Annotated in this window: 26 protein-coding genes; 13 read left to right on the top strand and 13 right to left on the bottom strand. The window is 44.4% G+C overall.

Features of this window, described 5'->3' with window-relative positions; translation table 11 throughout:
• The first annotated feature begins 53 nt into the window (after positions 1-53).
• Entirely contained in the window at positions 54-617 is a 564-nt protein-coding gene (locus O1V65_RS22035) for a YqgE/AlgH family protein (RefSeq protein ID WP_017491903.1), read from the top strand.
• The gene (ruvX, locus tag O1V65_RS22030) at positions 617-1,045 is read left to right on the top strand and encodes a Holliday junction resolvase RuvX (protein ID WP_017491902.1); all 429 of its coding nucleotides are present in this window, start codon (positions 617-619) and stop codon (positions 1,043-1,045) included. The genes O1V65_RS22035 and ruvX overlap by 1 nt, the downstream gene beginning before the upstream one ends.
• A 16-nt stretch (positions 1,046-1,061) precedes the next feature.
• On the opposite strand, the gene O1V65_RS22025 is transcribed toward ruvX, so the two are convergent.
• The 5 genes from O1V65_RS22025 to O1V65_RS22005 all read right to left on the bottom strand — a co-directional run bounded on the left by O1V65_RS22025 (position 1,062) and on the right by O1V65_RS22005 (position 4,628).
• Entirely contained in the window at positions 1,062-2,051 is a 990-nt protein-coding gene (locus O1V65_RS22025; protein ID WP_269130537.1) for a type IV pilus twitching motility protein PilT, read from the bottom strand.
• A 135-nt stretch (positions 2,052-2,186) separates the two neighbouring features.
• Positions 2,187-2,762, bottom strand: coding sequence for a recombinase family protein (locus tag O1V65_RS22020; protein ID WP_269130040.1), 576 nt, complete (start codon positions 2,760-2,762; stop codon positions 2,187-2,189).
• A 428-nt stretch (positions 2,763-3,190) separates the two neighbouring features.
• Complete coding sequence (locus O1V65_RS22015; protein WP_269130039.1) at positions 3,191-3,547, bottom strand: hypothetical protein; 357 nt, start codon at positions 3,545-3,547, stop codon at positions 3,191-3,193.
• A gap of 11 nt (positions 3,548-3,558) precedes the next feature.
• Positions 3,559-4,365: a hypothetical protein gene (locus O1V65_RS22010; RefSeq protein ID WP_269130038.1), complete on the bottom strand. Its 807-nt coding sequence runs from the start codon at positions 4,363-4,365 to the stop codon at positions 3,559-3,561.
• A 5-nt stretch (positions 4,366-4,370) separates the two neighbouring features.
• Positions 4,371-4,628: a helix-turn-helix domain-containing protein gene (locus tag O1V65_RS22005; RefSeq protein ID WP_269130037.1), complete on the bottom strand. Its 258-nt coding sequence runs from the start codon at positions 4,626-4,628 to the stop codon at positions 4,371-4,373.
• Between the two features lie 100 nt (positions 4,629-4,728).
• Between O1V65_RS22005 and O1V65_RS22000 the strand changes: the two genes are divergently transcribed.
• Positions 4,729-5,343 (top strand): LexA family transcriptional regulator, encoded by a 615-nt coding sequence (locus tag O1V65_RS22000; RefSeq protein WP_269130036.1) that lies wholly within the window; start codon positions 4,729-4,731, stop codon positions 5,341-5,343.
• Between the two features lie 596 nt (positions 5,344-5,939).
• On the opposite strand, the gene O1V65_RS21995 is transcribed toward O1V65_RS22000, so the two are convergent.
• Both O1V65_RS21995 and O1V65_RS21990 read right to left on the bottom strand, forming a co-directional pair.
• On the bottom strand, positions 5,940-6,590 hold the full coding sequence (locus O1V65_RS21995) for a hypothetical protein (protein WP_269130035.1): 651 nt from the start codon (positions 6,588-6,590) through the stop codon (positions 5,940-5,942).
• A gap of 553 nt (positions 6,591-7,143) precedes the next feature.
• Positions 7,144-7,407, bottom strand: coding sequence for a hypothetical protein (locus O1V65_RS21990; protein WP_269130034.1), 264 nt, complete (start codon positions 7,405-7,407; stop codon positions 7,144-7,146).
• Positions 7,408-7,717: 310 nt separating this feature from the next.
• Between O1V65_RS21990 and O1V65_RS21985 the strand changes: the two genes are divergently transcribed.
• Positions 7,718-8,854 carry a DUF3800 domain-containing protein gene (locus O1V65_RS21985; protein WP_269130033.1) on the top strand — a complete coding sequence of 379 codons (1,137 nt, stop codon included), beginning with the start codon at positions 7,718-7,720 and terminating at the stop codon, positions 8,852-8,854.
• Positions 8,855-9,942: 1,088 nt separating this feature from the next.
• Here the strand turns inward: O1V65_RS21985 and O1V65_RS21980 are convergent.
• Both O1V65_RS21980 and O1V65_RS21975 read right to left on the bottom strand, forming a co-directional pair.
• Entirely contained in the window at positions 9,943-11,382 is a 1,440-nt protein-coding gene (locus tag O1V65_RS21980) for a type III restriction endonuclease subunit R (RefSeq protein ID WP_269130032.1), read from the bottom strand.
• Between the two features lie 213 nt (positions 11,383-11,595).
• Complete coding sequence (locus O1V65_RS21975) at positions 11,596-13,389, bottom strand: recombinase family protein (protein ID WP_269130031.1); 1,794 nt, start codon at positions 13,387-13,389, stop codon at positions 11,596-11,598.
• Positions 13,390-13,497: 108 nt separating this feature from the next.
• Between O1V65_RS21975 and O1V65_RS21970 the strand changes: the two genes are divergently transcribed.
• The 5 genes from O1V65_RS21970 to hemW all read left to right on the top strand — a co-directional run bounded on the left by O1V65_RS21970 (position 13,498) and on the right by hemW (position 17,596).
• Positions 13,498-14,211 (top strand): YggS family pyridoxal phosphate-dependent enzyme, encoded by a 714-nt coding sequence (locus O1V65_RS21970; RefSeq protein WP_017491900.1) that lies wholly within the window; start codon positions 13,498-13,500, stop codon positions 14,209-14,211.
• A gap of 78 nt (positions 14,212-14,289) precedes the next feature.
• Positions 14,290-15,111, top strand: coding sequence for a pyrroline-5-carboxylate reductase (proC, locus tag O1V65_RS21965; protein ID WP_084913251.1), 822 nt, complete (start codon positions 14,290-14,292; stop codon positions 15,109-15,111).
• Positions 15,112-15,229: 118 nt separating this feature from the next.
• Positions 15,230-15,784, top strand: coding sequence for a YggT family protein (locus O1V65_RS21960; protein WP_017491898.1), 555 nt, complete (start codon positions 15,230-15,232; stop codon positions 15,782-15,784).
• A 74-nt stretch (positions 15,785-15,858) separates the two neighbouring features.
• The gene (locus O1V65_RS21955) at positions 15,859-16,467 is read left to right on the top strand and encodes an XTP/dITP diphosphatase (protein WP_017491897.1); all 609 of its coding nucleotides are present in this window, start codon (positions 15,859-15,861) and stop codon (positions 16,465-16,467) included.
• Positions 16,460-17,596 carry a radical SAM family heme chaperone HemW gene (gene hemW, locus O1V65_RS21950; protein ID WP_269130030.1) on the top strand — a complete coding sequence of 379 codons (1,137 nt, stop codon included), beginning with the start codon at positions 16,460-16,462 and terminating at the stop codon, positions 17,594-17,596. Before O1V65_RS21955 ends, hemW begins: the two co-directional genes overlap by 8 nt.
• Before the next feature lie 41 nt (positions 17,597-17,637).
• Here the strand turns inward: hemW and O1V65_RS21945 are convergent, their stop codons facing one another.
• The 4 genes from O1V65_RS21945 to trmB form a co-directional block, all read right to left on the bottom strand.
• A complete protein-coding gene (locus O1V65_RS21945; protein ID WP_017491895.1) occupies positions 17,638-18,369 on the bottom strand; it encodes a YggN family protein in 732 nt (243 codons plus the stop codon).
• Positions 18,370-18,427: 58 nt separating this feature from the next.
• Positions 18,428-19,354: a glutaminase B gene (gene glsB / locus O1V65_RS21940; protein WP_017491894.1), complete on the bottom strand. Its 927-nt coding sequence runs from the start codon at positions 19,352-19,354 to the stop codon at positions 18,428-18,430.
• 69 nt (positions 19,355-19,423) lie between these two features.
• Positions 19,424-19,750, bottom strand: coding sequence for a YggL family protein (locus O1V65_RS21935; protein WP_017491893.1), 327 nt, complete (start codon positions 19,748-19,750; stop codon positions 19,424-19,426).
• Positions 19,750-20,469 (bottom strand): tRNA (guanosine(46)-N7)-methyltransferase TrmB, encoded by a 720-nt coding sequence (gene trmB, locus O1V65_RS21930; protein ID WP_026110535.1) that lies wholly within the window; start codon positions 20,467-20,469, stop codon positions 19,750-19,752. The genes O1V65_RS21935 and trmB overlap by 1 nt, the downstream gene beginning before the upstream one ends.
• Before the next feature lie 323 nt (positions 20,470-20,792).
• On the opposite strand from trmB, the gene mutY reads away from it, so the two are divergent.
• The 4 genes from mutY (at position 20,793) to O1V65_RS21910 (ending at position 24,931) form a co-directional block, all read left to right on the top strand.
• Positions 20,793-21,848 carry an A/G-specific adenine glycosylase gene (gene mutY, locus O1V65_RS21925; protein ID WP_084913249.1) on the top strand — a complete coding sequence of 352 codons (1,056 nt, stop codon included), beginning with the start codon at positions 20,793-20,795 and terminating at the stop codon, positions 21,846-21,848.
• 94 nt (positions 21,849-21,942) lie between these two features.
• Positions 21,943-22,215 (top strand): oxidative damage protection protein, encoded by a 273-nt coding sequence (locus O1V65_RS21920; RefSeq protein ID WP_017491890.1) that lies wholly within the window; start codon positions 21,943-21,945, stop codon positions 22,213-22,215.
• A gap of 72 nt (positions 22,216-22,287) precedes the next feature.
• Positions 22,288-23,367 carry a membrane-bound lytic murein transglycosylase MltC gene (mltC, locus tag O1V65_RS21915; protein ID WP_017491889.1) on the top strand — a complete coding sequence of 360 codons (1,080 nt, stop codon included), beginning with the start codon at positions 22,288-22,290 and terminating at the stop codon, positions 23,365-23,367.
• 199 nt (positions 23,368-23,566) lie between these two features.
• Complete coding sequence (locus O1V65_RS21910; RefSeq protein WP_084913248.1) at positions 23,567-24,931, top strand: hypothetical protein; 1,365 nt, start codon at positions 23,567-23,569, stop codon at positions 24,929-24,931.
• Positions 24,932-24,939 lie beyond the last annotated feature (8 nt).

Below are 24,939 nucleotides of genomic sequence, written 5' to 3'. Positions count from 1 at the left end.
GCTTTGCCGCCTGCTATTATTTTTATAGCCTACCGAAAAAGCATATAAAATTTATGAACCTACAGCATCACTTTCTTATTGCCATGCCCGGACTGGATGAACCCCTGTTCAAACGTTCGGTTATCTACGTGTGCGAGCACAATGAAGACGGCGCAATGGGTCTGGTGATCAATAAACTGGTCGAGGACTTCACGGTTAAAAACGTGCTCGACAAGTTAGACATCGACCCGACGCCGCGCGATCCTTCTATTAATCTCGACAGGCCGGTGTTCTCTGGCGGCCCGCTGGCGGACGATCGTGGATTCATTCTCCACACGCCGTGCAACAATTTTGGCTCCAGCATTCAGATTTCCGATCAAACAATGATTACCACGTCAAAAGACGTGCTCGAAACGCTGGGTACGCCAGATCAACCTAAAGACGTGTTGGTTGCTCTGGGCTACGCTGCCTGGGAGCAGGGCCAGCTCGAACAGGAACTGCTGAACAACAGCTGGCTGACCATAGAAGCCAACAGCGACATCATTTTCAGAACGCCTATCGCTGAACGCTGGCGTGAAGCGGCCAAAATGATCGGCATCGAAGTCAGCCAACTCGCGACCCACGCAGGCCACGCATAATGGGCAATCGCACGCTGTTTGCCTTCGACTTCGGCACCAAAAGCATCGGTCTGGCTATCGGCCAAGAGGTCACCGGTACCGCGCGTCCGTTGACCTCTTTCAAAGCTCAGGACGGCACACCCGACTGGCAGAAAATCGAGAAGCTGCTCAAGGAGTGGCAACCCGATCTGGTTATCGTCGGGCTTCCTCTCAATATGGACGGCACCGAACAACCTTTAACCGCCAGAGCCCGCAAGTTTGCCAACCGCCTGCACGGCCGCTTTGGCGTGCAGGTGGAGCTGCACGATGAGCGTCTAAGTACCGTAGAGGCGCGTGCCGACCTGTTTGAGCGAGGCGGTTTCCGCGCCCTGGATAAAGGCAGCGTTGACGCGGCGTCTGCGGTTATCATCCTCGAAAGCTGGTTCGAGAATCAGTGGAACAAACCCTGAGGCCGTTAATGCCCCATTAGTCTGCAAGCAACCCCGCGCTCACGCGCTGCTGCCTGCACTGCTCAAAGGTCTGCATGCCGGCTTCACCGCCGGTTTGCAGGCTGTCCTGCAACTGATGCGTCTTTCCCTCACGAATCAAATTACGGACCGCCGGTGTCGAGGTCAGCATCTCATATAACGCAACCCTGCCGCCCTGCTTAGCGGTCAGCAGTTTTTGCGCCAATATGCCACGCAGGCTTCCGGCAAGCTGTGCACGGACGAAGGCCTTTTCGTCGGCGGGAAAGACGTCAATTAGCCGGTCAACGGCCTGTGCGGCATGGCGAGCATGAAGCGTGGCCAGCACCAGATGCCCCGTTTCGGCGGCGGTTAACGCCAGTCGAATACTGTCACTGTCGCGAAGTTCGCCGAGCAGCAGTACGTCAGGATCCTCTCGCAGCGCAGCGCGTATGGCCTGTACAAATGAAGGCGTATGAGTGCCCAGCTCACGCTGTTGAATTAAACAACGGTCGCTGGTGTGCAAGAATTCAATCGGGTCTTCCAAGGTGATAATGTGCCGTGTGCGGGTCTGATTGAGGTGGCCAATCATCGCCGCCAGCGTGGTCGATTTACCGCTGCCGGTGGCACCGGTAATCAGAATCAGGCCATCTTCGTGTTCACTGAGCCGGCGCAGAATATCGGGGGCATTCAAGTCTGCAAGACTCGGGCAACGCTGCGGCAGCGGTCGCAGCGCCGCCGAGAGCCCGGAGAATTGGCGAAAGAAGTTAACCCTGATACGCCTGCCGCTTGCCAGCGTAACCGCCGCGTCGGCCTGCCCAAGCTGTTTTAACTCAATTTGCTGGGCGTCGCCGAGCCACTCCTCACTGAGCGCCACCATCTGCGCAGGGGTGAGACGTTCGGAATATTGGCCGCCGATCAGTTCTCCGTCAATGCGTAACATAGGCAACTGACCGGTACAAAGGTGCAGATCCGAGGCTTTAAGGAAGTTACCTACACTACTATTTTGGATATGATAATAATTAAAACTTAATCATAACTACCGTATATAACAAAGGGTGCAGCACGTTTTTTACTGTTATAAACCAAGATATCGAAACGAATTAAGCAGTATCAGGCTGATCATCTTTTATTAATTGCCAGTATATTAATGATTAATATTGCCAGTACTGGCAATCATCTCTTTCTTAACACGAAAAACTGTCGCTCTACCACAGTCGCATAGCTTCGCAATTTCATCTGGCGTGTTCTTCCCAACCTGAAGCATTTCAATGATTTTTCTGTGTAGTTCCCTATTCTTTTGCTTACCTTTATACTTCTTAGCTTCTTTTGCAAGAGCAATCCCCTCAGAACGACGTGAAGCGATCATCCCCCTCTCAAACTCAGCTACAGCACCCATCATAGTTAATATAAGTCGAGATTGCGGCGAGTTATCAAAACTCATAGCGTTTGAGATGAATTTGACAGTCACTCCACGAGAAACAAGATTATCAATCAGTTCTAATAAATCACGGGTGTTACGTGCGAGGCGATCAATTGAATGGGTAAGAAGGGTGTCACCTTCACGGAGCTGAGCAAGTAAATTCAACAATTCATTTCTTTGGCTAGTGGATTTCCCAGACTCCTTCTCTGTAACAATTTTATCACAAATAGGTTTCAGTACAGCTAATTGGCGCTCAAAGCTCTGATCTTTAGTGGAAACTCTAGCATAGCCAAAAACCATTATAGTACTACCTTAACTTCTTTAAGTATCATTTACAAGAACACAATGATACAGTATCATATAGATAATATCAACAACTAAATGATACTAAATTAAGCACGAAAACAACGTATCGCAAGATATTACTCAAAAGATACTAGGGCATTCATTTACTTTACAATTACAAGCTGATGAACAATTCATTTGTCGAATATGAACCAATGGGGGCAAGGCAGTAAGGGGTTAATCTGATTAGTTGAATAAGATTTCAAATTATTCAGAAAAGAAAACTTATACTTCTTTCTAATTAACTGATTCCTTTAGCTTTTCATTCTAATAAATCAATATTTGTATGTTGACCAATCTATGAAATGAAGGCCAGTAATCTTATCGAAGCTCATATTTGAGATTGAAAAAAGGCAGCCCTTGCTGCCTTTATGAGAGTATATTCATTGAGAACGATCTAGAACCATGTAAACAGGCTCACACATACTGCCTCTTTCCTGTCGCCAGTAGTAATCCAAATCAGCAACCCGAACATTTTGGCCAGAATCTACACGGTTGATCTGTAAGCGCAATCCTACTGAATCCTTGTATGAAAGGCCAGATTTAACAATATATTTATACTTAGCTCCATTTTCCTCTTCATACTGAATAATGAAAGGAGTTATTTTTCTTTGGATCTCTTTAAGACAAATCACCTCATTGTTCACTGTAAATGGTTTTTCAACTTTACCTTCAGTTACAGCCCCCATTGAGGATATTGAAAAGAAAAATAAGACAAATAAGAGGGAATTTTTTTTCATTTTGACTTTCCTTATTGAAGAGTAACGTTTAAGACTTCGCCTGTATCAGCATTGAATGTACAAGAGTATTCTACATTTTTGAACGCGCCAAAACCGTTTTGAGCCTGCGCTCGATTACCGAAAAGAGTGACTAGTTTGTTACTTTTATCGTACCAACTATATGAGGAGAACTTTTGTTCTAAGATCCCATCAGTCCATTTAAACTCGTACTTAGCAGAGTTTTCAACGGCAATCTTACAGACGTAATCTCCGTCTTTATGTTTAGAGGCATAGCAATAAGCATCATTAAAACATTTAGCCTCCTTTTGTTTTTCTTCTTGTTTTTCTTTTTGTTCCTTATCTGCGGCGAGCAATGCATCATGAGCCGCTTTTTCTTTCTCTTTAATTTTTTCTTCTTTCTCTTTAATTTCTATATCTTTCTTAAATTTAACGTAATCAGCAACATTTTCAATATTATTTTCACGAGCGATTGAAAACTCTTCGCCATCTTTAAAGCCCAACTTCTCTGCTCTATGTTCATCACTCAAAGACAAAGCAAAACTTGCGACTACAATTAAACCAATAATAAGTAATGGTACTGTATAATTATTAATTAATTTGTATGGTAAGTACTTAGATTTAATAGTTCCAAATGCTAGCACTGCCCAGCTTATAGCAATTAGAGCAGCCACAAGCTGACAACCTCCAGCCACTGTAAGCATAATGACTGACCATAAGTCGTTACCAGCACCTAAGTAATCACCAAAGTTATCTATTGAAGCAAAAAACAAAAATAAACCCCAAATTCCGTAAATGGCTACTTTCACAAACTTGCTCACGATGATTATCCTCTTTTATATCTTTCGGGCCAAATATTGTGTACTTCTTCACCAATAAAATCAGCGATAATATGTTCCCCTTTAGGCCAATGTCGTTCGAGAGCGTTGTACAAAGTCCTTTCATGTAACCCACTATCTCTCGAAAGCTTAGCAAGTGTAGCGCCTTTTTTCTTTATGGCTGCCAAGATGTCCGCTCTGTGCCAGTTCTCAGTACTGGTAATTTTCGCCTTTTTCTGCGATTCTAAACGTTTGTGAATACTCATAATGACCACTCATTATTTACATTAAGAATATGATTGATCACAAAAAGGAAATCGTCAACTAAAAAAGGATCGAAATTCCTTATTTTGCAATAGGCCATAAATGACTGAAAAAAAAGAGAGTATTGTACAGTTTAGCAACAGACTAAAATCAATAGTCCATTCAGGCTCTGGACGAGACTTCGCTAAAAAAGCAGGGATCGGATATAGCACTTTTCATAACTACCTCCAAGCTATATCAAGCCCTACACTTGAAAATCTCGTGCTATTAGCAAAAGCGGGCGGGGTAAGTGTGGAATGGCTGGCGACTGGCAAAGAATTCACAATATCGTCTAGCAAAAGACATAATGAAAAGACAATCGAAGTACCTTTTATTGATCACAAAAAATACCTTTTACTGGATTCTACAATATTTCCAGCTTTCAAAGGAAAAATAGAGAATTTCGCAGCCGTTCATGTCGATACAGACGTAATGGATCCCACTTTTTTGTCTGGTAGCATTTTGCTAATAGATCGAAGCCAACAGCAACTTATCGATGGAAAAGTAATCGTTTTGCGTAAGGGGGATAGCTGTTTATTTAAAAGGGTTCAGGTAATTTCAGATGGATACTGTTTAAGTAGCGATAACAAAAAATATAACGATATAATGGTAAAAGAAAGTTCAATGTCTGCGTTTGAAGTACTGGGGCAAGCAGTAGCTGTACTAAATAATTTATAAATTTATATAATCTATCATTAGATGAAGGTAATTTAACTATGAAATGAGATTTAATTTAAACTTTTTTATTTCCTATTTTTAATATGCTATACCAGATACAGATGACAAAGGACGGTAACTTAATTTACTTATAAGCTTAAAGCCGAACCAGATCTCAAATATTTTACATGTATGCCAACTAAGTTAATAGATTAAAAAGCACTAATTACAGAACCAAGAGATCATATGAAGATATAAGAAAAAATTGTAAATTAACTAGCAAAAGATGACATACAGACTCACTCATATAATCTCAAATATGGTATTCGAGGTTCCACTAGATACTCGTAAAGCTATTTACATCGTTGCTTCGAAACGCTCAACAATCTTGCTTGGCAAAAGAAATATAAAATTATTTAAGTAGAATTTTCTTAGACCTAAGTCTACTTAGCTGCCATTGAGAACTATATAATTCATCCCTTAATAATAAACTATAACAACATTATTAATTTCTGATCAAAAGCTTAGCTAATGCTAGTTATCATAGACTAAGCTTTGCTCTTTTAATCTTTAAAATAGACCTACTACTTTCTATGTTTCATTAAATGATAGAGTTTTTAATTATTAAATAAATATATGTCATTTATACTGAGTTTATTGTAAATTTCCATTTCCTTAGCAAGCTTTGTATTTAATAAATGCCAAATACTTGTACTCTCATAAATCATTTCATCATTTAACATATCTTTTACCGCTCTATCAAGTAAGTTATACAGACATTCATATAAATCTATAATGGTATGTAACGGACTTGTAAATTCTTTATTTTGTTCAATATTCCATTTATATAATGATATATTTGACACACTAGCAACATTATGATTTACCTTAAAGTAATCATTTTCAGTTTCAAGTATTTTTAATATTCTTTCTTTTTTAAATTCGTTCAGCGGTGTATTTATAACATCGGAATCTATAATTAACTGCTCCAAATTCACTACAACCATAAGGCAATTATAAGTTGACATGACTATAGATTCTGCCATAGAAAATCCTTTATCATTCTTTTTACTTTCATGCCACTTCAATACTTTACTAGCAGAGAAGACACCAAACAACAACGTCAGCCCTGAAATACTAGGTGCGGCAACAAACTTGAAATCCGTTTCAGTATAGGATATCCATAAAGCAAAGTATAAAATAGTAACAACACAACCAGAAAATATTCCAAAAATAAAATAGTCGGATTTATTTGATATTTTTTTCATCTATGATCGCTCTATGTTGGTCATCTCACATGTCAACATGTGAGATTCATTCATCTAAGTCGAACCAAGAAATAGTTTCTTCTTGAGTACGGAAGTTAGTTGACTCAAGACGAGTACTCGTAGTTACAACTAAACCTAAAGCCGTGCCAATTATATCGTACGTCTGTAAGACTTTTTGATTTTTCAAGCCTTTACATTTTTTAATTAATCGGTGTTTATATTATTCTTCTCAATAAATTTTATAGAATTCTGATTCAGTCATTTTATGACTCCCTGTATTATTACCTTAAATCTAGATACCTAGATTTAGTGGTAGCTTAACAGACTAATAACCACACCCACTATAGTCACACTTAAGTAAGCATTATTTTTTTGTAAAATCAGTTTAGTATAAAGAAATTACCACATGTAAATCCTGTCTTTCATGCAGTCAGGAATTGGCAGCATCCATAAATCACGAATAGGCATAACATATAGGAAAAATTAATAAAAATAAATCAATTATTGGCATAAGAGATTTATTTAAACAAAACTAAAACTCAGCAGCATTTTCTCATCCCTCTGAATACTCCCAAGAAATTTTCAAGTAAGGATTACTGAAGGTTATCTTATAGCCTCGCGCTTCAAAAAGATCCATCACTTCATAAAGTAACTCATTGATTTCATTATCACTTAGTTTGTAGCTTTCGCTATATTGACCAAACCTCTGACTTTCAGCACACTCAAACATTATTGACTCCATTAAGGTTTTTAATCGCAGTTCTCTTTCCCCATATTTTGTAGCTTTACGGGCACCATTAGCATCTCTATCAAACATTTTATTTCCTCCAAGGATACTTAGTATATATAATTATTTATCAAATAATATAACATCTAGATATTAAGTATAAAATTCAAGGTAATTAAAAATTAAAATTTAAAAGGTGCTGAATAATCCCTATTCGGAATTAACCCATCTTAACACTATTGATACCTGGTTATGGTACAAACTCACCACTTCGAAGACATAGAGTATCTATAAGAAAAAAGAAAATCTAGCTGTTAAAGGTGGCATAGTATAATACTAAGAAGCTTCTGCTTCTTTTTTATGATATAGTGTTAATATTCAATCTTAAAAGCTACCTATCATGGACATACCCTTTTTCGACTCACCCGATAACAAATATACATTCTATTACGACGAAAGTGGCAATGACCGTAAGTTTTATATAAGAGAAGACTTTAGCGGCTACAACGTTCAAAGGAAAGGCCTACATTTCTTATTAGCAGGCGTAGCACATCAGGGTGCTTTTACAAGTGCTGATCCTGATTCCCTTATCAAGACGCTTAAACTGGCTCAAGGTGAAGAACTGAAGGCTGCTGTATTTGGCAGAGGGGAGTTCCCGGATATCATCGGGCGCAGGCACACAGGAACATTTTTAAAATGGCTAGTAAACTCAGATCTATATATTCATTGCTTCCATCTCAATTTTGTATATTGGTCTTACATAGATGTTATCGATGATTGTATTATTTACGCACTTAATAACGATATCCTTCCCTCTGAAAAATCAGGCTTTAACCTTGAACTTTTCATCAAAACTCAAAAAGATATTCTTTATGAGGCAATAACCTCAAACTCTAAGTTTTTTTTTGAACTTTTGTCAAAATATGACTTTCCTGAACTTTTTGGAAAGGAAAAAAATTTCATTAACGACTTATCAATTTTTATTGAAACTTCAATACCAAAGATAAAAGATGATAATTCAAATAAGGATGATATTTTCCGTCACTTAGAGCTATCTTACTTTTTAAGCAGATGTGCCGACATTAAAGATTTAACTCTATTCTCAAACAAAGCCAAAACTCCACTTATTGATAACTTTTGTTTATTTTATCAGACAAGAGCAATGATGTTTAGACACTCAAATCATATTTTTGACCAAGAACCTCATATTGAGAATCTACTTTCTAATAAAATGAATCATCATCCAAGCTTCACCTCTGATATTACATACTCATTTAATGACTCAAAAGAGGTAAGATTGATTCAGGTTAGCGATGCTATTACAGGTATTTTGAGAGAATATTATACATTTATTGATAAATCCTCCCCTAAAGAACTTATTAAAGTAAGAAATCTGTTCTCGCAACGTCAAGAAGAAAACTTTCAACTACTAGAAGTTCTTTTAGATAGAACCGAAAAACATTGTCAAGAGATGATTTACTCCGTTAAAACTGTTTATGAAGCTTATAAAAATCAGTTATTTTCAGCAAGATTTTAGATTAATGAGTTTGTCTAAAAATTTGTTCACTTTACGAGAGTTAGTATTAATTCAGTGTAAAAATATTGGCACTGAACTAGCAGTGCCAATATTAGTCAGTTTAGGACGAAAAGTAATAGACTTAAAGTTTTGATCCTTTAAGCGCTGAGAGCTTATCAGGGCAGCCAACAACCATTTACAGTATTATATTCATTTTCATTAAAATAAACATTCAGCCCCCAACATTTTTCATTTATTTCAATCGAAAACAGTTTTTTAATATCAGAACATAGGGTTTCCATCTCAGCCATCATTTAAGCCCTAGCATTTAATCAGCCATAAAATAATGCCACCGTCTACTTAGAGAAAAATAAAAAACATGACTAATTTCGTTGAAATAATAGACATATTCAATTATAGGGAGAATATCTTCCTCATGAAGCTTTCTGGTAAATCGCAGTATTCCCATAAACTCCTACTATACTTTAATATAAGTCATAGCTTTCTATTGCCTTAGGGCACTCAAAAAACTCTGGTCAAGTGTAACTCTACAACGGAGAAATAACATTTCCACAATAAGAAATTATTTATAGTAAAATTCGAAAGTAATAACACTTAACATAAACCATCTTGTATTTTTATGAAATCAAGAGGCTTTTATAAGCGTATTATGTACGAAACACCATCATAGAATGGAATCAATGATCTCGGGTATCGCTTCGCTCTGGTTAGTATTTATGATATTGCTAAATAAATCTCTGTAGGTAGTTATTATTGAAATGAGAAAGGATTACATACTATTGATAAGGAAATAACCGCGATTTTTTTCGTCCTGGTAGTGACCAACGGGAACGCTGCAGGAGAAGAAAATCCAGCGAATAGTACTCGCCTGTCGGGTACTATTTAATTGTTAAGCCTGTAAAAAATCAAGTACTCACTTCCGTGAGTACTCTCAGTAACTGCCCGAAGCAGCTCGCTTGCGTTGCCGCTACTGCTTACAGCCAGTTAATGAGATTCTTTTGTTGTGTTGGATATTTATTACCTTATATTTATAGGTATTATTTTTCCGACAACTTTTTTATGATGACGTTTTTGGCAAAGGGATAATGCTATTTTTTCTTATTTCCCACTGCCTTTTCGTACTTCTTGTACATAGCATCTATCTCATCCTCATTTAGGTCGGTGTTTATAGAACTTTTCATAAAAACTACAAAATCTTCAATCCTAAGAGCGGGGTTAGACTTCTTCCAACGTCTAAATCGCGTGGCTTTAGATTCATGGAGAGTAAATTTTTTTTTTCGATTTTTGGAGCCTAGTGGCCTGCCTTTCGTTCCCTGTTCTTTGTAATCGATACCGAGATCTATATACTCTATATTATCTGTAAGATATTTAGCCTGACATTCATCAAAGACATAAACAATCTGCTTTTCTGTACTGTCAAAATCCCTTGAAATACCTCGTAGTACAAACTGATGTAAACTTTCATATTCTCTCGCAATATGTATATCTTCACCACTGAAATTAAAGAACAATTCGCATTGTTTTGCTTCTGCTTCAGAAGGTCGCATACAAGCCATCCAGACACACTTAGAAAAACTTTGGTAGTGGTTGAACCCTCTAGCATCCGGACTTATTTCTGTGCCACTTCGCAGACTGTGTAAGTCACTTTTGTTTTTCGTCCAGTAGAACTCCTGTCCCTCAAGCACAGAATCAAGATAGTCATATATAGTTTGGACTTTCTCTGAGTTGTTTTCTTTCCATGTCTTCGATAAAGTTATTTCTTTTGAGAAGTAAAAAACTTTCAATCTATCTTTGAGTTCCGTTTTACGAGTCAGTAACCCTTCCAATTCCACAGACTCAAAAATTCTTTTATTTCCTTTATAAATCAAAGAGTTTTCAAAATTAGCACCAAAAAAAGTAATTGGTATTTTGTTATAAACCGTAAGATCTTTCCACGCAGTAATATTGAGTTGTTTTTTTTCTTTTTTAGTAAAATACTCATTATTCATTATAAAAAAATCATTCTCTTTCAATATTGAAAACTGATTTGAAATCATACTAATCACCTCCCCTTCTACACGAAGATTTCTTTTAGCCGTAATATAAATCTCGTCACAATCTAAAGACTCTACATCTCTAATCAAATTATTAATTATGATATCTTTCACATTAGGATTAATTTCATTTATTATTTTAAAGGAATGGAAATTAACCACATCATCAATATAAACATCCCAACCCAGTATAAATTCAGGCGGAATTTTAAAAAAAGTTTTATCTGTTATGAGCAAATTATGCGTACATGGTGATTCAAGAAACTCTATAGCAGCGCTAATTACGCTTTCATCATTCATAATCGACTCAGTTATAATATACTTACAGTTCGTGATTTTATCTGCCGTTATCTTTATAAGCTCCTGTGTATTCTGAACTAATATATTCTTTTTATGGCTATTGTTTATTATTTCACATATAGCTGTCGTTTTACCAGAACCACAAGGTGCAGATACATATCTCAATTTAGGGTAAATATACTCAGGGTTATTCATTATTTCTCTCTCCATGATGATTAATTTAGAAAAGCCGAGTCAGTCCTGTGATTCGGCTTTTTGTCATTTTAGTTGTTAATATTTAGTTACTGCGAATAATCTTATTAGAGGGTGTGTTTTAAAAGCATCCAACATACCCAATATCACTTTACCCCCTCACTCATCTTTTTTATAATTAGACTGAGAAGATCATAATAATAAATAATTCGAGTACTAATTAGTAGAAAATGAAATTTTATGTGCGTTATTTACAAGATAATCTTTAAGATTTATAGTTTCTTCATCAGAAACATAGTCAATAAAGTTCATCATGTTTCCATAATCTTGAATATCCGCACAACCTTCAATAATGAATACATTTGATTCTTTCTCATGACATATGATGAAGCTATTACACTTATATAGCGTATTTTTCTCATTGTACTGAATGGAAAAGTTAACAATTGTAATCAACAATTTATTATCCACTACTAAAACATGCTTGGCATTAGTGTTTCTATATATAATTTCAATGATTATATAATCACCAACACGCTTATATAATATTTTTTTCGCAATTGTAGCGATCCCCTTTTTTAGTAAACTCCTATCTGTTACATTACTAATATCTGTAATCTTTTCCAAGTCGATATTAAAGTCGGGAACAAAATTCTCATCTACATGATTTTCAATTAATCTATTAAGCTCATCAATTCTATCTTCAACTTCTTCTAACGCATCGATAGTATTTGGGCGAATTCGTTTACCTTCCCTCTTTCGCTCTTCAATCATTGCGTTATATTGAACTTTATCAGCTATATATGATTCAAGCTCAGTACGATATAACTCAACTTGATTATCAATTGGTGAGGCCAACAAGCTAGCGATGTTCAACCCCATCAAATGGAGTAAGATCACACTTTCGATCAACTCATATTTTACATCCCTCTGTTTACACTTTTTCAACTCTGACTTATTCCTACAACGAAGAAACGTTTTATAAGGTATATATTTTCTTTCTCCATCTACCATCTTTACTCTTGTGTTCTGTAATACCGATGTATCTCCTCCGCACAGTCCACATTTGATAACATTACTAAAGATATTTCTAAGTATGGAAGTATCACCATATGTAATACGTGTACGACCTCTAATGTTCTCTGCCACGTTAGTAAGCATGTTATTTGCCAAATGGAACTTCTCAACATCAACAGCTAAGGGATAAAAATCATTAATTATCTCTATCACTTCACGCCTAGTACCTTTAACTTGCTTGCTATACCTTATGTGTTTTCCAATAAGGCGCTCATCACGAATTAGTCTCGCTACATACGAGCCACGCCATTGAGTATCACCATACAACCACCCCTTTTTATTCAGTTCTGAAGCAATGTAACCAGTACTTTTACCACTAATATAACTATCGAATATAAAATCTATAATATGCCTCATATCAAGATCAACGGCATATGAACCTTCATGTTCATATAACCATCTTGGCATCTGGCGAGTTAAAATCTTTTTGTTCTTAATGGATTCTCTAAGACGTCTTACGTAGCCACTTTTAGCACGTTCTGATTTAATCACCGATTCGTTATTTGATCGCATCATATAGATGGTACTCATGATTGCCCCAATGGGATCTTCACTTCGTAATATCATCTTTTCCGCGACACTATGAATATCAATTCCTGCTCCAATCAGAGTTGATATCAATTGATTCCCAATCCAGGGATTTTGGCGAGATAATCGGTCAAGACTATAACAGACGAGGGCACTCCCTTCAGGAACCAAGCCAGCTTTAACGTCAGCAATGAATTTACCTAACTTTCCCTCACTAATATTTGTGCCTGCGTATGCTGATAACCCAGCATCGCTCATCATCACTATTCTATCAATGTCGAACGTTTCGCTATTCTGAATAATATAGCGCTTAACTTCTTCATCCTGTGTATCTAGACCACTGCTCTTCCTAGCCTGTTCCAGACTTGAGACTCGTATGTAGCCATATGGTATGATTTTGTTCATGGGATAGAGCACTTATCTAGTGTATGTAGCACTACAATAGCAGGCGTTTTGCTTTACACTAAGCTCCACAAAATTACTGATATCCATTTGAAACACTCCTGAGCCAATATGAATCAACGTCAGCATTCAGCTATTGCGGAAAATCTACAGCAAGTCAGAGAGCGTATCGCCTCTTCTGCCGCCCTTTGCGAGCGGTCTCCAGAAGAAATTACGCTGCTTGCAGTCAGTAAAACCAAACCTGCGAGCGCTATCGAAGAAGCAATCGCCGCCGGGCAACTGGCCTTTGGTGAAAACTATGTTCAGGAAGGGGTAGAGAAAGTCGCCGCCTTCAGCAACCACCAGCCCCCGCTGGTCTGGCACTTTATTGGCCCACTACAGTCTAATAAAAGCCGTCTGGTCGCCGAGAATTTCGACTGGTGCCACACCCTCGATCGCCTGAAAATCGCGCAGCGCCTCAACGAACAGCGTCCCAAAGACAAAGCGCCTTTGCAGGTGCTGATTCAGGTCAACATCAGCGATGAGCAGAGCAAATCAGGGATTTCTCTTGCAGAAGTGCCGCAGCTGGCCGCCGATATCGCAGCGATGCCTCATCTCATGCTGCGCGGCCTGATGGCTATTCCCGCGGCAGAAACCGATTACGACAGCCAACTGGCCGTTTTCCGCCAGATGACCGAAGCTTTTAACAGCCTCAAACTCAGTTATCCTCAGATTGATACGCTGTCGATGGGAATGACCGACGACATGCCCGCCGCCATCGCCGCAGGCAGCACGATGGTTCGCATCGGTACGGCAATTTTCGGCGCACGCGATTATTCCGCGTAAGCCTGAAATCTGCATCAGGCAAAAACGAGCGCAGTGCACTCCGCTGCGACCAGATACGACGTGTAGTTAGGGAGAGTTATGCAACATCGTAAACTATGTTTCATCGGCGCCGGTAACATGGCTGGAGCCATCATCGCAGGTCTGGTTACCAGCGGTTATCCAGCCAGTCTGATCAGCGTCTGCGCGCCTTCAAACAAAAACCGTGATGCGTTGGCCGAGAAATATGGCATCCACAGCAGCAGCGATAATATCGCCTGCGCAGGCGATGCCGAGGTGGTGGTGCTGGCGGTAAAACCGCAGCTCATGGCCGACGTCTGCAAGGATTTGCATCAGCACATCGACTTCAGCAACAAGCTGGTTCTGTCGATTGCCGCCGGTGTTAGCGTTGAGCGCTTCTATGCACTGCTGGGCAAAGATCTGAATATCGTACGCATTATGCCAAATACCCCGTCTCTGGTCGGCAAAGGCATGAGCGGGCTTTATGCCCCGTCGCAGGTGAGCGAACAAGACCGCGAATACAGCAGCGAGCTGATGACCGCCGTCGGCAAAATCTGTTGGGTTGATAGCGAAGAAGGCATCAATCAAGTGATCGCCGCCGCAGGCAGCGCACCGGCCTATTTCTTCCTGTTTATGGAAGCGATGCAGCAAGAGGCCCAGCGTCAGGGTCTGAGTGCCAACAGTGCGCGCCTGCTGGTTCAGCAGGCCGCAAGCGGTGCCGCGGCGCTGGTTGAAGCCAACCCGGAGACGCCGCTGTCTACGCTTCGGGAGAATGTGACTTCCAAAGGTGGCACAACCTTCGAAGCACTAAAAGTATTTAATGAGCGTGAACTGACCGCTATCGTAGCAGAGGCGATGCAGGCGGCAGTTCACCGCGCTCAGGAAATGGAAAAACTTTTCTAGTTTTCAGGCCGTACGCTTCAGATATGGCCTGCTGCGGCAGGCCAATATCCTCTAGGGACAAAATCCAATTAATTCAAAGCATCACTTTGAATTGTTCATCACAAGAATAAGGTTATTTATGCTCACGCTGACTTTTCTGGTCAAAACACTGATTGACCTCTATGTCATGGTTTTACTTTTACGCATCTGGATGCAGTGGGCGAGAACCGATTTTTATAATCCCTTCTCGCAATTTGTTGTTAAAATAACCCAACCGATTATTGGGCCGCTGCGCCGAATCATTCCCCCACTGGGTCCCATCGACAGCGCATCGTTGCTACTGGCTTTCCTGCTGATGACGATTAAGTATCCTCTGCTGCTGTTGATTCAGGGCGGTGGCATCTCACTCAGCCCGTATAACCTGCTGTTTGGGCTAATAGCGCTGGTCAAGTCCGCCGGCTATCTGGTGTTCTGGCTTATCATTATTCGTTCTCTGATGAGCTGGGTGAGTCAGGGCCGTGGCGCGATGGATTACGTACTGATGCAGCTGACCGAACCCCTGATGGCGCCAATCCGTCGTATTATTCCGGCGATGGGCGGCATCGATTTCTCGGCGATGGTGGTTATCCTTATTCTGTATATGCTGAACTACCTCGGCATGGATCTGTTGGGCGAGCTCTGGTTCCTGCTTTAATCCAGGGTCGCTAAAACGCGGCGGCCAGAGACGCTCTGCTCGCCGCGTAAAATTTTTTAATTCAGGAAGTAGAAATGCAAAAAGTAGTGCTGGCCACCGGTAATCCCGGAAAAGTTCGCGAACTCGCGCACCTCCTCGCCAACTTCGGTCTCGAAGTCGTGGCGCAAACCGAGCTGGGCGTTGATGACGCAGATGAAACCGGCCTGACCTTTATTGAAAACGCCATCATCAAGGCGCGTCATGCGGCACAAATCACTGGCCTGCCGGCAGTCGCCGACGACTCAGGTCTGGCGGTCGATTTTCTCGGCGGTGCGCCGGGGATTTACTCCGCGCGCTATTCTGGTGAAGGTGCCACCGATCGTAAGAACCTTGAAAAGCTGCTCGACGCGCTGAAAGACGTGCCGGAAGGCCAGCGTCAGGCGCAGTTCCACTGCGTGCTGGTCTATATGCGCCACGCAGAAGATCCAACGCCGCTGGTATGTCACGGCAGCTGGGCCGGTGAAATCATTCACGCACCGGCCGGTGAAGGCGGTTTTGGTTACGACCCTATTTTCTATGTTCCGGCGCTGGGCAAGACCGCCGCAGAGCTGACCCGCGAAGAAAAAAGCGCGGTTTCTCATCGTGGTCTGGCGTTGGCTCAGTTACTGCAAGCCATGTCCGGGGCTGCCGAAAAGAATGCGTAAGCTGCCCCCTTTAAGTCTGTATCTGCATATTCCCTGGTGTGTTCAAAAATGCCCTTACTGCGATTTCAACTCGCATGCCTTGAAGGGCGAGGTGCCGCATGATGATTATGTGGCGCACCTGCTGGCGGATTTGGATGCCGATCTGCCTCTGACCGCGGGCCGAACTATAGAAACCATTTTTATCGGCGGTGGCACGCCGAGCCTGCTCAGCAGCGAAGCAATGCAAAATCTGCTCGACGGCGTTCGCGCGCGCCTGCCGCTCTCAGCAGATGCCGAGATAACGATGGAAGCGAACCCAGGCACCGTTGAGGCAGACCGTTTCAGCGGCTATCAACGGGCGGGCGTCAACCGTATCTCTATCGGCGTACAAAGTTTTAGCGCAGAGAAACTGGAACGCTTAGGCCGGATCCACGGCCCGGACGAAGCCAAGCGGGCGGCCCATCTCGCCACCGGACTCGGTCTGCGTAGCTTTAACCTCGACCTGATGCACGGCCTGCCGAATCAGACGCTGGAACAGGCGCTGGACGACCTGCGTCAGGCAATCGCCCTCAATCCTCCGCACCTGTCGTGGTATCAGCTCACCATCGAGCCTAACACGCTGTTTGCCTCACGCACGCCCGTGCTGCCTGACGACGATGCGCTGTGGGACATCTTCGAGCAGGGCGACAAATTGCTCACCGCCGCCGGTTATCAGCAGTACGAAACCTCGGCCTATGCCAAGCCGGGATACCAGTGTCAGCACAACCTGAACTACTGGCGCTTCGGGGACTACCTGGGCGTAGGCTGTGGCGCCCACGGCAAGCTCACTCAGCCAGACGGCACTATTTTGCGTACGGTCAAAACCAAGCATCCTCGCGGCTATATGCAGGGTCGCTATATGGACAAACAGCACGAGGTCGACGGCAAAGAGCTGCCGTTCGAGTTCTTTATGAATCGATTCCGACTGCTGGAGGCCGCACCGCGCGAAGAGTTTGGAATTTACACCGGGCTGGAAGAGTCGAGCATTCGTGCGCAGCTTGATGAAGCCATCGCCAGCGAATATCTGGTCGAGACGGCGATGCACTGGCAGATAACCGAGAAAGGCAAACTGTTCCTGAACTCACTGCTGGAACTGTTTTTAGCCGATTAAGCGGTGGCTCCCCCACCAGGCGATGGGGGAGCCATTTATGACTACGGCTTGATGTCCGCCAACAGCTCACGACGCTGCTGCTCGAGAGAGGTCACGCGATTACATACGCTGTGCCCGAAGCCCTCAAACTCGCCCTGCTGTTTCTTCCATTCAGCCTGCACCGCTTGCTGTAGCCCGCCGAGGTTGCTCATCATGGCCTGCAACGGATTGCCACCGCTCGCCATCTGACGCGTCCCCATTTCATTCATGCTGTCCTGCATCACGCCGCCCATGGTTTGTTCAACCAGATGCTGGCCGTCCTGCTGCACTTTATCAATCGCCTGATGATGGAAGGTCAGGCCGTCAGGACGATGCTCAATGACGCGATTCATCTGCGCTTTCAGCTGGCCGTCAAGTTTGGTCAGGCGATTACGCACATTGCTGTCTGGACCCAGTTGCTGAACGATGATGCCGTCCATCGCTACGCGGGCTTTCTCAAGATGCGCTCGAGCCCCCTGGTCAATCCACGGCAGGTCTCGACGCAAGGCCGCCTGGTAGTCCACGGCTTCCTGGCGCTGCCTGGCGGTCAGAGAAATATCTTTGCCATTGTCACTCAACGAACCGTTCTGGGTAATCAGCAGATTGCCGCTGGCACCTACCACCTGCACGGTATCTGGCTTGATGACAATGTCGTCTTTCGGTTTAGCGCTGCACTGAAACTCGGCGTGAGCCTGCAACGCAGTCAAGGCGAGAAGACCGATCAGGCCGTGTTTCAATCCTGTTTTTGCTAACATTTTTACTCCCTTTGGCTCGCAAGCCGGCAGGCTATGCCTTTCGTCTGCGAACGCGCGATTAAAATATTGAACGGCCAATTCTTTGCGCCAGTAACTCTAAGGCAGCGGTTCCGGCTAAAGAGTTCCCGGCGGCATCCAGCTCCGGTGACCACACGGCGATACACATCTCTTCAGGCACCACCGCGATAATCCCGCCGCCAACGCCTGATTTACCGGGCATGCCGACGCGATAGGCAAACTCACCCGCGCCGTCATACATGCCGCTGGTCACCATGAGGGCGTTGATATGTCGTGCCTGACTCGGCTCGATAATCGGCTCTTCTGCGCCCGGCATCAGCCCTTTGTTCACCAGATACAGGAAGGTCCGCGCCAGCTCGCAACAGCTCATCTTCAGCGAGCAGTAGTTGAAATAGGTTTGCAGCACTGTGATAACGTCATTTTCAAAATTACCAAATGACTTCATCAGGTAGGCTATCGCAGCATTGCGATCGGAGTGTTCGAATTCGGAACGAGCCACCAGTGTGTCGTAGTGAATATCCTGCTCGCCAGAAAGCTGGCGCACGACCTCAAGCATACGCTGCTTCGGCGCTGCGAGACGACTTTGCAGCATGTCACAGATAACCAGCGCACCCGGGTTGATAAACGGGTTGCGCGGCTTGCCCTTCTCCAGCTCGAGCTGGACCAGCGAGTTAAACGGCTGACCCGAAGGCTCTTTGCCGACGCGCTGCCAGATTTCATGCTCTTCGTAACGGCTCAGGGCAAGCGTCAGGCTTAATACTTTGGAAATAGACTGGATAGAAAAACGCGTGTTTGCATCACCGGCATAAAACTGCTGGCCGTCCACGGTACACACCGCGATCCCGAGATTATTAGGATCGACGGTCGCCAGCGCCGGAATATAGTCCGCCACTTTTCCCTGACCAATCAAAGGCCGAACCTGAGCGAGGATCTCTTCCAGCAGGCCGTTATCTAATTCAGTCGACAAGGTATTTCCCTTTAAAAATAATTAAAGCGCCATGAAGGCGCTTTAGATAACTGATTCAGGGGAGGTAAATCAATCCCACCAGATATCGAACAGTTCGCTAACTTCAACGTCCTGCATTTTATGGTCTTCCAACCATTTTTTCACTAGTTGGCGATGCTCATCGGTGCAACGACCGATTTCCTGTAGGCAAACCAGGCCTTCCCAAACAAGATAGCCGCTGCCGTCAAAGGCCAGCTTATTAGGTTCAATCACGCCGTCAATGAAAGCGTCCAGGAATTCGTCGATCGTCTCGACGCTCGTTCCTTCAGCGAAGTGCCATTTTACGGAGAAACCCAGCTCTTGAAACTCTTCAATGTGTAACTTCTTACGTAAACGACGACTGCGATTCTTGGCCATTATTGCTTCCTCTCAAACATCAGATCCCATACGCCGTGGCCTAAACGCTGACCACGCATTTCGAACTTGGTTACCGGGCGCGATTCTGGACGAGGAACATAGTTGCCCTCGGCCGACAGATTGCCATAAGCCTCCACGCCGCTCATCACTTCGAGCATGTGTTCTGCATAAGGTTCCCAATCTGTTGCCATGTGGAACACGCCACCCAGCTTCAATTTACGGCGCACCAGCTCAACGAACGGAGTTTGCACGATGCGACGTTTGTTGTGACGGGCCTTATGCCACGGGTCTGGAAAGAATAGCTGCACCATATCAAGTGAGCCATCTGGAATCATGGTTTCCAGTACTTCAACGGCATCGTGGCACATCACGCGAAGGTTGCTGACGCCTTCTTCTTGCGCCGTCGCGAGGCACGCACCCACGCCCGGTGAGTGCACTTCAATGCCGATAAAGTTTTGTTCCGGGTGCTGCTGGGCCATCGTCACCAGCGAGGTTCCCATCCCGAAACCGATTTCGAGAACGGTGTGCGCTTCGCGACCAAACAGCGAGGCAATCTCGACAGGCTGCGACTGATATTCAACGCCCATCACCGACCAGTAATTGTCCAGCGCATACTGCTGACCCTTGGTCAGACGGCCCTGACGGCGCACAAAACTGCGGATACGGCGCATAGCGCGACCGTTTTCATCAAACTCCGGTGAAATGACGTCATTTTTCATAGTGCTTTCTATCTGTCTGGCGATAATTTTAGGGAATGGCGCATTATCCAAAGATACCCGCCTTTAGCAAGCTCTCGTTTAAAATCGGACACTTTAGCCGGTACATTTTTCACCCTCTCAATATTTCGCCAGGCTGGCAGGCGGCAACTGCGCAAATCCCCCATCGCTGACTTAATTTAGAGACTGGGGTGAGTAAAGGCAGCCAACCCCCCAGCATTGCGAAGAATGAAGGGGATAAGAGAAAGTTCCGGTTTACAGCTCAAAGACTCTATGCTGCAATCCTTAGCTGAATTTTAACCCTCGACGGGATTTGTAATACGCCTATGATGGAAGCGCATCGCTTCGCGCCTGCGGTACTCGATTGGTATCAACGCTATGGTCGCAAGACCCTACCGTGGCAGCTCGAAAAAACTCCCTATAAAGTCTGGCTCTCCGAGGTGATGCTACAGCAAACTCAAGTTGCGACAGTTATCCCCTACTTCCAGCGCTTTATGGAAAACTTCCCAACCGTCACCGCGTTAGCGGCCGCTCCGCTTGACGAGGTTCTGCACCTTTGGACCGGACTCGGTTACTACGCCCGTGCCCGCAATCTGCACAAAGCCGCGCAGACTATTGTGGCACAACATAACGGCGAATTCCCAACCACCTTCGAAGAAGTTAATGCGCTATCCGGCGTAGGGCGCTCAACCGCAGGTGCCATCCTGTCGCTCTCCCTGGGGCAGCATTACCCTATTCTCGACGGCAACGTAAAACGCGTGCTTGCACGTTGCTATGCCGTCGACGGCTGGCCGGGTGAGAAAAAGGTCGAAAACCGGCTGTGGCAGATAACCGAAGAGGTGACGCCGGCCAAGGGCGTGGAACAGTTTAATCAGGCAATGATGGACCTTGGTGCGATGGTCTGCACCCGCTCGCGTCCAAAGTGCGAGCTGTGCCCGCTGAGCTTCGGCTGCGTTGCTTACGCCAACCATAGCTGGCAGAACTATCCGGGAAAAAAACCTAAAAAAACGTTGCCGGAGAAAACCGCCTACATGCTGATGATTCAGCGGGGTGACAAGGTTTGGCTAGAACAGCGTCCGCCTGTCGGTCTGTGGGGAGGGCTGTTCTGCTTCCCGCAGTTTGCCAGCGAAGACGAGCTAATAACCGGCGGCAAAAAATATGCGATAGCGCGTAGCGCAATGCAGCAAATGGTCTCTTTCCGCCATACTTTCAGCCATTTTCATCTCGATATCGTGCCGATGTTGATAAATATCGACTCGGTAGCGGGTTGCATGGATGAAGGCTCAGGTCTCTGGTATAACTTAGCGCAGCCGCAGTCTGTCGGGCTGGCAGCCCCGGTTGAACGTCTGTTGGGTCAACTGGCAAAAGCGCTGCCACGATAGCAATATTAATAACCTAACTCGTTGATTTTAAGCCATTAAAATGGAACCCCCCAGCGCGAGTTGTGGTCACCGGGCCATAGATGAGGAATTAAGTATGAGCAGGACAATTTTTTGTACGTTCTTGAATAAAGAAGCCGAAGGCCAGGATTTTCAGCTATATCCAGGCGAAGTGGGTAAACGTATCTACAACGAAATCTCTAAAGAAGCTTGGGCGCAGTGGCTGAAGAAACAAACCATGCTCATCAACGAAAAAAAATTAAGCATGATGAATCTCGATGACCGCAAACTGCTGGAACAAGAGATGATCAATTTCCTGTTCGAAGGCCATGATGTGCATATCGAAGGCTACACACCGCCTTCCGAGTAACACCCATACCCATTTGGGGCCAATGTCCGCAAGGATAATGGCCCTATTTTTCATCACGATACGGCTATTAAGATGAAGAAAATTTTAGCGTTACTGGTTATCGCGCCTTTGTTGATTTCCTGTTCGAGCAATAAAAACAATCAATTCAACGAAGCTTACATCAAAGATACCAATGGCTTTGACATTTTGATGGGCCAATTTGCCCACAACATCGAGAACATCTGGGGCATTAATGAAGTCCTGATCGCCGGACCAAAAGACTACGTAAAATATAGCGATCAGTATGAGACCCGCAGCCACATCAACTTTGAAGCGGGTACCATTACCATCGAAACCATCTCGGGGATCGATCCTACCGATAAGCTGCGTCAGGCCATCGTGAAAACCCTGTTGGTCGGCGAAGATGCTACCGGCGTTGACCTCTATTCCGACGCCAATGACATCCAGATCAGTAAAGAGCCCATGCTTTATGGTCAGGTGCTAGACAATACCGGGCAGCCTATCCGCTGGCAGGGTCGTGCGACCAACTTTGCCAACTATTTGCTGCAATACAAGCTGCAAGAACGTCAGTCCGGCCTGCATATCATCTATTCCGTGACGATTCAGATGGTGCCGAACCACCTGGACAAACGGGCGCATAAATATCTGCCGTTGGTGCGCGAAGCCGCCGCAAGATACGGCGTCGATCAGTCACTGATCCTGGCTATCATGCAGACCGAGTCCGCCTTTAACCCGTATGCGGTGAGTAACGCCGACGCGCTGGGTCTGATGCAGGTTGTGCAGCACACCGCCGGTGCCGACGTATTTAAAGCGGAAGGACGCTGGGGCACGCCGAGCCGTAGTTATCTGTTTGATCCAGCGAACAATATCAACACCGGCACGGCCTATCTGGCAATGCTACAAAACGTCTATCTGGCAGGGATAACCAACCCGACCTCGAGACGCTATGCTGTGATTACGGCTTATAACGGTGGTGCGGGCAGCGTGCTGAGGGTCTTCTCGAGCGATAAGACTACGGCGTTTAATATGATAAACGATATGGCGCCGGGAGACGTTTACGATACGCTGATAAGCCGACATCCTTCGGGTGAGTCCCGCCGTTACCTGTATAAAGTGAACAATACGCAGAGAAGCTACCGCCGTACCGACTAGTCGAGACGGAGGCAGTGCAAGCAAAACGGAGACCCAAAAGGTCTCCGTTTTTTGTTTTGAGCGAAATATAAAAATACGGATTAAAAAGTCGTCTTATAGTTTATCACTGCATCATCCACTAACTCATTCACGTTATTCGTCTTCCTTCTCGCCAATCGATTAATTCACAGTCTTAACGGTAGACATATAGAGATATATCATGCGCATAATTTCAGATTCGACGCTGGCTCTTCAGCGCTGTTTTTCAGCTCAGAATATTACCCGGCTTCCAGCGAATAATAGCGCCATCAGTCGGCTGAATTACCTCGACTTAGCGGTGGATTGCACTCCGTTAACAGATAAACTTATTGCGGCGATGCACGTACCGTCTGATAGAGAGATTGCGAATACGCTACGTGCGCTGGACGATATATTGCTAACTGCGGAGCAGGCCGCTGCTGAATCAGCAACTGAAATCAGTGTCGATGACCTTCAGTTGCAAACATCGCTTTCTGATTATATTTTTGAAAATGCTGTCCCAATCGATTATGAATTATGTCGTTCTCTGAGCATCATCAGCGAAAGCAGCTCATCCTGCTCCTCGCTAACCAGCCAATCCATGCAGAACGGCGGCTGGAGCCGACTTAGAAATATATTAAGCCTTGCGCAGGACGACAATCTTTGCCGTTATTTCCAGAACACTAAAAATATCGTATTACGCAGTGCTATCTGTGTCGCGCTACCGACTTTCCTGCGTCAGTTAATTGCCTATTATACCGAGGCAAGCCTTGAGAGCTATTCTGCCAGCAAAGCCACACGCCTGTCGTTGGCATTATTTTCCAGCACCGTGCCACTGCTGCTAAATTTTATCGGCGGCTTACGCGATTATTTTCACGGCACGGCCAACGTTGTGACTCAGAGTTCTCGCGCATTTAATATGTTGGTGTGCAGCGGCGCACTCATTGCCGCTGCGACCACCGACGTATTACCCGGTATTGCTTCAACGCTGGTTTCTTTTCTCTTTTATAGCTTACTTCGAGAAGGCACACAGACTCTTGTTCGTCTAAGCAGCGAGGCGAAAATAGGCGTCACACAAACTTTACTCGCCGCAGGGTTGTATATTCCCAATCAGGTGGCAGTCTCTTTCACCATGTCACAAACAGCTTCACCGTCTGGCGCTGCGTCGGCCGCGCAGCACTGCATCTATGGCGATACAGTGGTCAACGATCTACTGCGGGCGGGAATTAACACGGCGGGAGAACTGGCAGACAGCCTGGTGTTTCGCGGGCTAAACGCCCTGCATAGCGAGATTCCGCTCAGGAATCGGCTGGAGATAAGCTGGCCCGAGAGTGAACTGCCTGGAGATGTCATGTTTAACTCAATCGCGGCTAGAACAGCGCTAATGACCACTCCGCTGATGGCGTCCGCCGCTTTACAAACTGCCCTCGCGCAGTACTTTGATGAACAAACCCTGGAACAGATTGACGATGCCTTTAATGCGGTCTTACTGGGAATGATCTATCCGAGTTTTGTGGCGGCTATCACCGGGTATCCTGCACCTTCCATGACAGATTCCAAGTGCTGACCATCAGA

This window comes from Rouxiella badensis, from assembly GCF_026967515.2.
GTDB classification, from domain to species: domain Bacteria; phylum Pseudomonadota; class Gammaproteobacteria; order Enterobacterales; family Enterobacteriaceae; genus Rouxiella; species Rouxiella badensis.
Note: the sequence above shows the minus strand (reverse complement) of the source record. Positions and strands in the feature narration are given on the sequence as shown.

Bases quoted from the DNA above. Each gene is read 5' to 3' on its own strand.
- O1V65_RS22035 (WP_017491903.1), top strand. From the start codon at position 54: ATGAACCTACAGCATCACTTTCTTATTGCCATGCCCGGACTGGATGAA.
- ruvX (WP_017491902.1), top strand. From the start codon at position 617: ATGGGCAATCGCACGCTGTTTGCCTTCGACTTCGGCACCAAAAGCATC.
- O1V65_RS22020 (WP_269130040.1), bottom strand. From the start codon at position 2,762: ATGGTTTTTGGCTATGCTAGAGTTTCCACTAAAGATCAGAGCTTTGAG.
- O1V65_RS22015 (WP_269130039.1), bottom strand. From the start codon at position 3,547: ATGAAAAAAAATTCCCTCTTATTTGTCTTATTTTTCTTTTCAATATCC.
- O1V65_RS22005 (WP_269130037.1), bottom strand. From the start codon at position 4,628: ATGAGTATTCACAAACGTTTAGAATCGCAGAAAAAGGCGAAAATTACC.
- O1V65_RS22000 (WP_269130036.1), top strand. From the start codon at position 4,729: ATGACTGAAAAAAAAGAGAGTATTGTACAGTTTAGCAACAGACTAAAA.
- O1V65_RS21995 (WP_269130035.1), bottom strand. From the start codon at position 6,590: ATGAAAAAAATATCAAATAAATCCGACTATTTTATTTTTGGAATATTT.
- O1V65_RS21990 (WP_269130034.1), bottom strand. From the start codon at position 7,407: ATGTTTGATAGAGATGCTAATGGTGCCCGTAAAGCTACAAAATATGGG.
- O1V65_RS21985 (WP_269130033.1), top strand. From the start codon at position 7,718: ATGGACATACCCTTTTTCGACTCACCCGATAACAAATATACATTCTAT.
- O1V65_RS21980 (WP_269130032.1), bottom strand. From the start codon at position 11,382: ATGAATAACCCTGAGTATATTTACCCTAAATTGAGATATGTATCTGCA.
- O1V65_RS21975 (WP_269130031.1), bottom strand. From the start codon at position 13,389: ATGAACAAAATCATACCATATGGCTACATACGAGTCTCAAGTCTGGAA.
- O1V65_RS21970 (WP_017491900.1), top strand. From the start codon at position 13,498: ATGAATCAACGTCAGCATTCAGCTATTGCGGAAAATCTACAGCAAGTC.
- proC (WP_084913251.1), top strand. From the start codon at position 14,290: ATGCAACATCGTAAACTATGTTTCATCGGCGCCGGTAACATGGCTGGA.
- O1V65_RS21960 (WP_017491898.1), top strand. From the start codon at position 15,230: ATGCTCACGCTGACTTTTCTGGTCAAAACACTGATTGACCTCTATGTC.
- O1V65_RS21955 (WP_017491897.1), top strand. From the start codon at position 15,859: ATGCAAAAAGTAGTGCTGGCCACCGGTAATCCCGGAAAAGTTCGCGAA.
- hemW (WP_269130030.1), top strand. From the start codon at position 16,460: ATGCGTAAGCTGCCCCCTTTAAGTCTGTATCTGCATATTCCCTGGTGT.
- O1V65_RS21945 (WP_017491895.1), bottom strand. From the start codon at position 18,369: ATGTTAGCAAAAACAGGATTGAAACACGGCCTGATCGGTCTTCTCGCC.
- O1V65_RS21935 (WP_017491893.1), bottom strand. From the start codon at position 19,750: ATGGCCAAGAATCGCAGTCGTCGTTTACGTAAGAAGTTACACATTGAA.
- trmB (WP_026110535.1), bottom strand. From the start codon at position 20,469: ATGAAAAATGACGTCATTTCACCGGAGTTTGATGAAAACGGTCGCGCT.
- mutY (WP_084913249.1), top strand. From the start codon at position 20,793: ATGATGGAAGCGCATCGCTTCGCGCCTGCGGTACTCGATTGGTATCAA.
- O1V65_RS21920 (WP_017491890.1), top strand. From the start codon at position 21,943: ATGAGCAGGACAATTTTTTGTACGTTCTTGAATAAAGAAGCCGAAGGC.
- mltC (WP_017491889.1), top strand. From the start codon at position 22,288: ATGAAGAAAATTTTAGCGTTACTGGTTATCGCGCCTTTGTTGATTTCC.
- O1V65_RS21910 (WP_084913248.1), top strand. From the start codon at position 23,567: ATGCGCATAATTTCAGATTCGACGCTGGCTCTTCAGCGCTGTTTTTCA.